The organism is Thauera terpenica 58Eu, from assembly GCF_000443165.1.
Classification (GTDB): Bacteria; Pseudomonadota; Gammaproteobacteria; order Burkholderiales; family Rhodocyclaceae; genus Thauera; species Thauera terpenica.
Genome location: NZ_ATJV01000088.1, coordinates 1 through 10,562, shown reverse-complemented (window position 1 = coordinate 10,562; position 10,562 = coordinate 1). Strand labels below are relative to the sequence as shown.

7 protein-coding genes are annotated in these 10,562 nt (G+C 58.9%); all 7 read left to right on the top strand.

The features are described 5' to 3' along the window. Positions 1–70 precede the first annotated feature (70 nt). The 7 genes from M622_RS36075 (at position 71) to M622_RS36050 (ending at position 10,522) form a co-directional block, all read left to right on the top strand. Entirely contained in the window at positions 71–2,002 is a 1,932-nt protein-coding gene (locus M622_RS36075) for a DUF262 domain-containing protein (protein ID WP_281168231.1), read from the top strand. Between the two features lie 276 nt (positions 2,003–2,278). Continuing rightward, complete coding sequence (locus M622_RS36070) at positions 2,279–2,605, top strand: DUF4258 domain-containing protein (RefSeq protein WP_021250602.1); 327 nt, start codon at positions 2,279–2,281, stop codon at positions 2,603–2,605. A 183-nt stretch (positions 2,606–2,788) separates the two neighbouring features. Next, on the top strand, positions 2,789–3,610 hold the full coding sequence (locus tag M622_RS36065) for a vWA domain-containing protein (protein ID WP_021250601.1): 822 nt from the start codon (positions 2,789–2,791) through the stop codon (positions 3,608–3,610). Continuing rightward, a complete protein-coding gene (locus M622_RS39865) occupies positions 3,611–4,312 on the top strand; it encodes a PP2C family serine/threonine-protein phosphatase (protein WP_084520796.1) in 702 nt (233 codons plus the stop codon). Next, entirely contained in the window at positions 4,309–5,739 is a 1,431-nt protein-coding gene (locus M622_RS36060) for a protein kinase domain-containing protein (protein ID WP_021250599.1), read from the top strand. The genes M622_RS39865 and M622_RS36060 overlap by 4 nt, the downstream gene beginning before the upstream one ends. 6 nt (positions 5,740–5,745) lie before the next feature. Next, complete coding sequence (locus M622_RS36055; protein ID WP_021250598.1) at positions 5,746–9,045, top strand: DEAD/DEAH box helicase; 3,300 nt, start codon at positions 5,746–5,748, stop codon at positions 9,043–9,045. Continuing rightward, positions 9,035–10,522, top strand: coding sequence for a hypothetical protein (locus M622_RS36050; protein WP_157282121.1), 1,488 nt, complete (start codon positions 9,035–9,037; stop codon positions 10,520–10,522). The genes M622_RS36055 and M622_RS36050 overlap by 11 nt, the downstream gene beginning before the upstream one ends. Positions 10,523–10,562: the final 40 nt, after the last annotated feature.

The window sequence follows — 10,562 nt, the reverse complement described above, 5'->3', positions numbered from 1 at the left end:
TTCGCTCGCGCTGCCATGCTCGACCTCAAACCGTCAGGAAGTCCGGCGCCGCCGGGATGGATGACATTTTATTGCACCAACGCCCGTTTGGACACTCGAGAAGCAGGTTGCTCCCCTGTGGGCGGATGTGGAGGATCGTGCGGAGTGCCTGCTCGGCCGCAGAGAACTCGAGCAGCAGGCAGGGAGTCACCAGCTTGCGCCATTGCAGAAGCACTTTCTGGGTTCGGTGGTGTTGACCCCGGTGGTCAATGCCTTTGGACGTGTGAAGGCCTATGAGGTGATCGACGGGCAGCAGCGTACGACGACGCTGCATCTGTTGATGCTCGCTTTTCGGCATGTTTCGGGCGCACATCCCGAGTTGGAGGGTGTCGCCCGGATGTTGGACGGCATGATCCGCAACCCCGGTCCGTACAACGTTGAGAGTGACTACCACAAGGTCTGGCCAACGAAGGCCGGACGCGAGGAGATCGCCTTCCTGGATGCGGCGCCGAGCATTGAAGCCGTATGTTCGGAGTTTCCGGTGCAGTCTGGACGTCGCCGTCTCGAGCGTCCGTTGATGGTGTTGGCGTATCTCTATCTGCACCGCGCCATCGAAGGATTTCTCCGTGGTGTATCCAGCGGGGACCCTGAGTACGCGGAAATCGATCGCAGCGTGTCTGACGCGCTGATTCACAGCGTAAGGCGCGAAAGCCTGCCTTGTCGGCCAGGGGAAGGAGATCCGGTGAGGTCGGAGCGAGCCGAATGCCTGTTCATGGCTTTGCAGGATGCTGTGCAGGTTATGACTCTGACGCTGGAGGGCGACGATGATCCCCAGGTGATTTTCGAAACGCTCAATGCGCGTGGCGAACCGTTGCTTGCTTCGGATCTGATACGCAACTTCATCTTTCTGGATGCGGCGCGCAGACAACTGCCAGTCGACAAGCTTTATTCGCAACACTGGCAGGATTTCGATGAGCAGGTAGATAGCCGCAACAAGGTGACGGCCAACCGCTACTGGCGCGAGAAGGAGCGCCAAGGACGCATTACCTATCCCAGGATCGACTTGTTCTTCTACCACCTGACTGTGCTGCGGCGCCGTGAGGAGACCAAGGTCAGCCACGTATTCCAGGGATTCAAGGAGTGGTGGCAGCGCGAGATGCGCGACCTTGATGGTGAACTGGCGCGAATCGTCCGTGCTGCGGAATATTTCAGGCAGCTCTTGTCGCCGGATGGCAGTGGCGCAATCGCCGAGTTTGGTCGGCTCATCAAGGTGCTGGATGTCAGTACATTGACGCCTGTTTACCTCTTCCTGCGTGAGCGCTACTCGGACGACGATCCTGACCTTGAGGCTGCTTTAGGTGCTCTGGCCAGCTACGTCGTCCGCCGTGCGGTGTGCGGCTACACGACAAAGAACTACAACCGAATCTTCCTGCGGTTGCTGGAGCTTATGCAGGCAGGGGAGGAGCCGGCCAAGGTCCTCAGTGGTTACCTGAAGGGGCTAGGCGGGCACAGCCAGGTGTGGCCAACGGACGCGGAGTTTCGTGAAGCATGGATGCATCGCCCGGTTTACGTTGAGCTTCGGCCGGCAAGGACTGCTGCGATCCTGAGGGCGCTGGAAGTCGCGAGCCGCGGCGCAAAGCATGAGCCGCAACCGGTGCCGAGTATCGAACAACTTTCCGTGGAGCATGTTCTTCCACAAGGCTGGGCATGGTCTGGCCACTACCCGTTGCCGGAGGAGAGCGAGGCGACGGCAACGCGTAACAGGCTCTTGCACACCTTCGGCAACCTGACTTTGCTGACGAAGTCGTTGAACAGCGCGGTGAGCAACGGCCCGTTCGCCGACGTCGAAGGTGACGATGGCATGCGAAAAGACGGGAAGCGTACGATGATCTGTCGCTACAGCTTGCTGTCGATGAACAGCTATTTTCAGGCGCTAAAGAGTGACGTCTGGGGGGAGATGCAGATGGTAGAGCGCTCAGAGACCTTACTCGCCCAGGCCTTGGAGGTCTGGTCTCGGGATTGACCCTGCTTACTCGCAGAGGTGGCTCCGCAGTTCTCAAACCTGTATTCCGCCAAGCGTTCGCGGTCTGATGCGACGGTTGTTTCCTGCCGCGTCTCCTCACGCAAGATGCGGGGATTTATAGAAGAAAATTTCTTCTAGGCACTGAGCTTTATATTCAAGTTCGACCGTTTCGGTCCTCCAGAATCGTAAGCTGTTGTATAGATTAGGGATTCGCTCGAAGAGCAACTGGCACGCCTTTTGCTGAGTATGGGTTGTAAGCGACAAGGAGATGAGGCCATGCAGAGCCCAGCGGATTTCAGTCAGTCTTCGAGCGATCTTCCTCTCACTGACCATGCACAGATGCGCATGGGGCAGCGCGGAATCTCCGAAAGGTGTGTGGCCATGGTGCTGCGCTACGGCCGCACCGTGCATGCGCGTGGGGCGGCCTACCGCGTGATCGGGCACAAGGAGGTCGCCCGTTGTGCCGAACTCGGCATTGACGTCTCCGAGGCCGATGGCGTGCATGTACTGGTCGCCCCCGATGGCTCGGTCGTGACTGCCTATCGCAACCACGAGCTGCGCAAGATTCGCCCGAGCAAACGTCGCCATCGCGTTTATCACTGAAGGCAGGATCTGGCGAACTCGGCATGCATATGACGTTGGTCACATCATCCACTTCAGCAGATGTGATAGCGTGGCTCGGCAGGCCGGGACCAGAGCCAATCAAATCAATGTGAGAGCCAGCGGGACCAGGCTGGACTCCGTCGAATGACCCCGCTGAGGGGGCCGATCTAGTGGGGGTGCGAGATGGGTTTCGCGAAGTACCAAGAAGACAATTTCAGTCGCTACTACGCTGCCAGCATTGTTCGCGGTCGCGAGCACGATCCTTTCGTGGCAAAGGGTGGCGGCGCTGAAGAGACGAAGGATACGAAGAAGATGGAAGACAAAGCGAGCAAGCTCAAGGACTTCACTGTTGCTGAGGCACGGCCGTTACCCGTCATCGTGATGGCAGACGTCAGTGGAAGCATGACGGTCGATGGAAAGATCGAGGCGCTCAATCTGGCACTGAAGGACATGGTGGCGGGGTTTGCAGCCGAGTCCCGGCTGAGAGCCGAGATTCAGGTGGGCTTGATTACGTTCGGGGGAGAGCGGGCTCGCGTCCACCTGCCTCTGGCCCCTGCGCACAAGATCTCCGAGGTCAGCCCGCTGCGAGCGGATGGCAGGACGCCGATGGGGGCGGCCTTCGAAGAGGCGCGAAAGTTGATCGAGGACAAGGACATGATTCCGTCCCGAGCCTATCGGCCGGTTCTGGTCCTGGTGTCGGATGGTTTGCCGACCGACGACTGGGAACAGCCGCTCGATGGTTTGTGCAAATCGGAGCGAGGGCAGAAAGCGACGCGTTTCGCCATGGCGATCGGTGCTGATGCCGACGTCGAAATGCTCCGCCGCTTCACCAATGATCCCGAATCGCCTGTCTTCAAAGCACATGAGGCGCGTGACATTCATCGTTTCTTCCGTGCGGTGACCATGTCGGTTACCTCGCGTTCGCGCAGCACGGCGCCGAACAGCAGTGCTCCGCTCGTGCTGGCAGACATCCCCGAAGACGACGATCTCGACCTGGATTTTTGAGTGATCCGCGCAACGGCTGCCAAGGTTATCGGCCCATTTCACGAGGCGCAAGGTGGTCCCAATCAGGATGCGCTCCGATTACGCGGAAGCCAGGGTGGTTGGTTTCTTGCGGTGGCGGATGGTCTTGGATCAAGGCCGCTGAGCCATGTGGGCTCTCGGCTGGCCGTTCGAGTGGCGGATAAGTGCTTGCGCCGAGGCTTGTTCGAGCGATCGCCGCGGGACGCCATTCAGGATTTCTACCGAGCCTGGCTGACTGCCCTTCCGAGCAATGACCCGAGTTCGATGGCGACAACGATTCTCGTTGCCTCGGTGCGTGAGGACGGGCGCTGCAGCATCGTGCAACTGGGTGATGGCTTGGTGCTGTATCGGGCAGGGGGCGATTTCGGGGTGCTGACGGGTGATAGGGCTGGATTTGCGAATGAGACGGCGGCCCTCGGCGTGACACGGTCGTTCGGGGCTTGGCAGCACACGTCCTTCGTGCTTTCACAACCTCGAGACGGGGTGATGCTGATGACCGATGGTCTGGCTGACGATCTGGTGCCTGAGCGATTAGATGGATTCTTCGACAGGTTGATCGGAGTTGCCGCAAAACGAAGCCGGCGAAACGGTAAGCGATGGCTGGCACGTCAGCTGCGAGCTTGGCCCACGCCTTTGCACGCGGATGACAAAACGGTTGGATTGATCTTTCGAGCCGACAGATGACGACGAACAAGGACAAGAACAACAAGGCCGCTAGACACGGAAACCGTGTCGTGCATGACCGTCAGGGGACAGCCTACGAACTCACGGGAAAGCTCGCCGAAGGTGGCCAGGGCGTCGTGTGCCAAACCCAGTTCAAGAACGTGCTGGTGAAGATTGGCAGGCATCCTGCAAATGATCCACGCACCAAGGCATGGTTTGATCACATGCAGTGGGTGAGCCGTCTCCCCCTCGAGGAACTGAGAATTGCACGCCCGCAGACCCTGATTGTCCGGCCTCGGCTGGGCTACGTCATGGAGCTGATGGATGGCCTGGTTCCGCTGACGAGCTTGCTCGAAGAGTCTATCGCGGCGATGCGCGACGGGAGGGGTTTGCAGGGCTTTATCGACTCTGGTGGCTTGGCAAAGCGCTTGCGACTGCTGCAAGGGTTGTGCAGCACGCTTGCGAAGCTGCATGGTCGTGGTCTCGCTTATGGTGACTTGTCCCCGGGGAATATTTTCGTTTCACGCTCGCGAGAGCATGCGGAAGTCTGGTTGATCGACTGCGACAACATCAGTCTCCTCTCTCGCGAAGGGGGGCAGAAGATTCATACCCCCGGGTATGGTGCGCCAGAGATCATGCGGGGCGAAAGCGGGATCAACAGTCTCACCGACTCGTGGAGCGTCGGCGTGATCGCATTCGAGCTCCTTGCGCTCTTGCACCCACTCAAGGGTGATTTCGTGAATGACGGGGAGTCGGATGGTGAAACGGCTGCACTCATGGGAGGAGTCCCTTGGGTGGACGACCTGGACGACGACTCGAATCGTTCTTCTACAGGTTTGTCCAGGGATCTGGTCCTGACCAAGGAGCTGCAAGAGCTCTTTCAGCGGTGTTTCGGAACTGGGCGGATCGATGCCGGGGCTCGACCTACGCTGGCGGAGTGGCGTGCAGGCTTCGAGGCGGCCGCGGCCATGTTGATGACCTGCGGCGATGGAGACGGTTGCGGAAGCAGCTTCTATTACAACAGGGCTCGCAAGTGCCCGTTCTGCGACCGCATTCAGGATGAGAGCGCTCACCTCCTCATGAGTCATTACGTCTATGCGCCCCTCTCCGAACTGGAGAAGGCGGAATTCGGTGACCAGAGTCCGTGGATTGCGACCAATCAGCGGATGGTATTCGGAAGGGAGACTGTGGAGCTCAGAGGCTCACCGGTTGGTTCGGTCATGTATGCCGAGAGTGTGCCTGTTTGCTCGCTCACGCTCGATGGCGCGGGTTTGCACCTTGAGCCGGCGCCCGGCCGGCGAGTCGCCCTTCAGAGTCAGAGGACCAGGGAGACTCATGTCTTGGATCGAAAGAAGAGGCTGAATGCTGCGATCCGCAGAGGGGATTACTACATGCTGCACCTCTCCGACTCCGAGGGGATGCATGACGCCTGGCGTTTCAAGTGGTGAGGGACGATGAGACTCGCTGACTTCCCCCTGTTCGATCCGGATGTTTACGTCGTCCGAGCCGACGTGTCTGCGCCCAAACTGTTGAATCCGTTGGCTCAGGTTCGGGCGTGGCAGGATGATGCCGGATATGTCTGGCTGGCGCAGGGCAAGGAGCTGGTCGAGCTGGATCGCAATGCCGGGGGCAAGCCCTTCCTGACGGCGATCGCTCAGAAAAATCTCGTTTGGATACTGCTTAAGCAATCCGCCGCCGAATTCCATCTGCAGACCGCTTGGCCATCGGAATGGACTCCGCTCGATGAGCCAGTCGAGGTGGCGGTCGACGAGCAAGCCTTCGATCTCATGGCTCGGACGGTTCCGGACCTCGCTGGGGCAGAGCAAGCCCACTATCTGAACTGGTTGAGGGACGAGTTCGTTGTTGACGGCGATAAGCCGTGGTTCGCCGTTCTGCGCATCCAGGGTGCGCGCAAAGGAGATTGGTCCTTACTTGGGCGCACGTGGAAGCTGGACCTGGAGCAGGACAATCGCGGGCAGGTTTTTGTCCGCCGGCTTAGCAGGTTCCAGGCAAAGAACGTCGATTGGACCATGGTTGTTAGCGATATTCGGTTTGTTGAACACACGGTGGCGAGCCAACTGCTGTCCCCGACAGCCCAAAACCAGCTTCAACAATCGGTACAGAGCTATGGCAGTTACATCGATCTGTGGAAGAAGTACAGCGAGGAGGAATGGCAGAGGAGCCTGCAGCAGGCAGCTCAGCTGAACGTGCTGGCCTACTCACGTGCGGAGGAGGCCAGCGACGAGGGCGGTGTCTGGCGGTTCAATGTTTCGCCTGCGGACAGAGAGATCTTCAAGAAGGTCTGGAGCTCCATCGAGTCGGACACTGGGCTGGAGCTCGAGGCGACCGAAGAACACCCCGAGTGGCGGCAGATTCAGGACGAGGTGAGTGCTATGTCCGCTTCCCGGCGTTTTAGGGGGCGTCCGGACTTCCCTCATCGGAAATCTAATGAGATTCTGATTTCTTCCAGCTCCAAGCGGCCACCTGAGAGCGGATATCTGTCCCTGTCGTTGGCGGGTGACCGTACCGTTCAGGAGCGAAGACTGAAGGCGCGGCAGGCAATCGAGAGTGGTCGCCGACTCCCGCAGTTGCGTTACCTCTTTCAGAACATGCCGCTCCCGTCGGTGCGCGGCCGCTCTGAGAAAGCGCTCACCTCCCATGCATTGGCGTGCTTCAAGCATGGAGCGCCAACTCCAAGTCAGGAGAGAGCGATCAAGGCTGCTCTCGAGACCCCTGACATCGCACTCATCATCGGTCCGCCCGGTACAGGCAAGACGCAGGTGATCGCTGCGCTTGAGCGTCGCCTGTCCGAGTTGGGTGAGAGCGCAAGTCCGCAGCATCAAGTCCTGATCTCGAGCTTCCAACACGACGCGGTTGAAAATGCGCTCGATCGCACCCGCGTCTATGGCTTGCCTGGAATAAAGGTAGGGCAACGCAAAGATGCAGACGGAGTGGATCGCGTCGAGCGTTGGTGCGACGAAACTGCCGAGAAAGTTGAGGCGGAGCTGTCGGAATACGAAGCCGAGCAAAACCACCTCGATCTGCTGCGACGTGTCCATGCGGGTATCGCCAAGCTCAAGCATGGCCAGTTCTCAGTCGAACAACGGCGGGAGGAGATGCTGGGGCTGACGGCAGGCCTCGCCGACCTTGATCAGAACTTCAAAGTTCGACTTGACCCACTGCTGATGGAGCAGTGGCGAGAGTATGTCGGTGAACTACATGCGACCGCGGCGCGTTCGACAAATCGTGATGAAGCATCGCTGCTGTTGAGGAAGATCAGGGCGCTGCGGGTATCGCACGACAGCTTTGCCGATGACGGACCCGAACGACTGATCGATCTGATCCTCACTGCCAGTTATCTCGGTGGCATTCCCGATCCGCTTCTTGCGCGCTTACGCGACTTCGAGGAAGTGCAGATTTTGGGCTCGGAGGATGCTGAACGTCTGCTTGCGTTGCGTGACGAGTTGCTTGACAGCCTGCTCGATTACCGACCACCCGTAGTCAAGAATCGTATCGACGACCGGGGCCGTAGTCTGCTGATTGCTATAGAGGCCGGCATCGAGGATCGACTCAAGACTTCCCGCCTTGGCGTGGCGGGCGTGCTGGCACGCTACAGGGATGCATTCCAGGCCGACCCGCTTCGAGTTCGCGAGACTGTGCGCGAGTACGCCATGGTGGTTGGCGCAACCTGCCAGCAGGCTGCCAGCGTTCACATGGCTAACCTGAAGACACTCACGGATGTCGGCGATGCAGGGATCAGCTTCAACACGGTGATCATTGATGAGGCCGCGCGGGCCAACCCGCTGGACCTCTTCATCCCGATGTCGATGGCTGCGCGACGCATCGTGCTGGTGGGTGACCACAGGCAGTTGCCGCACTTGCTCGAACCCGAGGTTGAAGAGGCGGTAGCGTCCAGTCATGCGTTGAGCGACGAGCAACGCGAGGCCTACAAGGAGTCTCTGTTCCAAAGGCTCTGGAAACAGTTAAAGGGGACTGGGCGCGTGGTGATGCTCGATACCCAGTTTCGGATGCACCCGGTGCTGGGTGAGTTCGTCAGTCGGGAGTTCTACGAGCGTGAGGGATTGGACCCCATTAAACCCGGTCGTAGTGCGGATAGCTTCATGGCAGACATTCCCGGGCACGAAGACAAGGTGTGTTGCTGGATTGACGTGCCTCATTCCGAAGGGGACGGACAAGAGCGAAAGCCGCATGGAAATCCGAGCTGGATGAGAGCGCTCGAAGCACGTCGTGTTGCAGAAGAGGCGAAGCGGCTGCTGGACGGTTGTGGTGATGCGGTCAGCATCGGGGTGATCACCTTTTATAGCGCGCAACGTGATGCGATTTTTAAGGCGCTCAAGGATTTGGATGTGACAAGCCGCAACCCAGAGACGGGTGATTGGCAGGTCAACGAGCAGTACCGCAAGACGCGCGATCATGAGGAGCGGTTCAGAGTGGGGACGGTCGATGCCTTTCAGGGCAAGGAGTTCGACATCGTTCTACTGTCGGTCGTCCGTTCCAATCGCCAGCGCTTGCCGGCAGAGAGCGACATCGACGGCTTCGAGATGCTTGCTAGCCGTAAGTACGGCCACTTGCGGCTAAGCAACCGCATGAACGTTGCGATGAGTCGCCAGCGATCACTGCTGATCGCAGTCGGGGATAAGTCGATGGCCGAGATCCCCGGCGCTGATAAGGCCGTGCCGGCGATGCATGCGTTCCTCGATCTCTGCAAAGGGAGGCATGGGCATGTTCTCTGACCGCTACTGTTACGTGCCGCGGGAACTGAGCCCGATCTCCGGAAGGCGCGAGAACCTCTTCTGGCCCGTCTATGCATGGAGAGTCCTTTATCCGGATGATCGCCAGCAAGCGGGCTGCAACTTGTTTCAGGAAACCTTGCTCGGCTTGATGCGGGCTGGGGTGACCGAAGCGACGAAGCTTGCCGAGTTGATGGCAATCGATAGTGAGCTTGTTCGCTTCATCATTGCGTCGCAGCTTCAGCCCAATGGCTGGATCGATCACCTTAACAAAGTGACGCAAGATGGTGCCAGGTTGTTGGATGAGGCTGAGGATCGCCGACTCAATCTGAGGGTAGGCTATGCGTTCCAGGACGCAATCGGGGGCCAGTTGCTGCCTCGATTCTCGACCACTCTTCCCGAGGTTCAGCCTGTCGGCACCGACCAGAACAATCGGCCGGTGTTCGTCCTTGACCGAGATAACGGTAGGCAGGAGAAGCCGTTTTTACTTCAGGCGAAAGCACCCGCGAAAGCTGACGTTCCAGGTTTGTTGGCGGCTTACAGGCAATATCGGCACGAGCTTGCACATGCTCGACGTAGCGGCGAGACGGTCGGATTTGATGTGGCTATCCGAACGCTTGACTACATCGACGATCGGCCGCTGCACCTCTATTTCTGGTGCGAACTGTATCGCGACGAGAACGGTCCGCAGCGGTGGTTGATCAGCGACCCCTTCCGGCTTCGGCCCGCTGTTTCGTGGCTGCGTGAGCCTTTCCTGGACTTGGCGAAGGGCAACGCAGCACTGAGGCGCCGCATGCAGCGTTTGCTGCCGGACATTTCAGCAGATGACCTTTCGGTAGATGAGTGGTTCGAGCGGCTCGACGAGCATGCCGACTTCCAAGTCGAATCCAAATATCCCTTCCTCAAGAGTCGGGCACCGCTTGTGCACGAGCATCTGCTCAGGGTTCTACGCCAGAAGGCGAAGATTGAAGAAGCGCAGGGTCGTATTCACCCAGAGGATCTGGGCGCCTTGATGACTGAGTCGGCCAGTCTGATCGAAGCCGTTCTCAAATGGCTGTTGGAGGAGTGGCCGGTTGAACCATGTTGGCCAAATAGAGGCAACTGGACTCGCGCTGAGGCCTTGGCTGAAATCCGTGCTCTGACGGTTCAGGCTGTCGATGACGACATCGCCCATGCTCTGGCTGGGCAGGCACGCCGTTCCGTCGCGAACGCTATGACTAACCGCGATCAACCTTTGAAGGCACTGCTTGCTGGTGCGTTATTCGCTGCAAATGGGCGGGATGATCACCCATTTCATCGATTGGGCTCGGATCAACTGCAGCTTGCCCAACTACCCAAACTCGCGGACTACCGAAACAAGGTGGGTGGGCACGCGTCCGGAGAGCGTCCAAACAAGGACGTCACCTTGAAACACTCGGAATTTGCCATCAAGTGGGGCGTTGGTGCACTATTAACAAACGCTTATATAACAATGGCCTAGATTCTGAGATTTTGGCATGATTCGCCCCTTTCCCCCGTCC

What these genes read in the sequence shown, in the direction of transcription:
- M622_RS36070 (WP_021250602.1), top strand. Translation starts at nt 2,279, where the DNA reads ATGCAGAGCCCAGCGGATTTCAGTCAGTCTTCGAGCGATCTTCCTCTC.
- M622_RS36065 (WP_021250601.1), top strand. Translation starts at nt 2,789, where the DNA reads ATGGGTTTCGCGAAGTACCAAGAAGACAATTTCAGTCGCTACTACGCT.
- M622_RS36060 (WP_021250599.1), top strand. Translation starts at nt 4,309, where the DNA reads ATGACGACGAACAAGGACAAGAACAACAAGGCCGCTAGACACGGAAAC.
- M622_RS36055 (WP_021250598.1), top strand. Translation starts at nt 5,746, where the DNA reads ATGAGACTCGCTGACTTCCCCCTGTTCGATCCGGATGTTTACGTCGTC.
- M622_RS36050 (WP_157282121.1), top strand. Translation starts at nt 9,035, where the DNA reads ATGTTCTCTGACCGCTACTGTTACGTGCCGCGGGAACTGAGCCCGATC.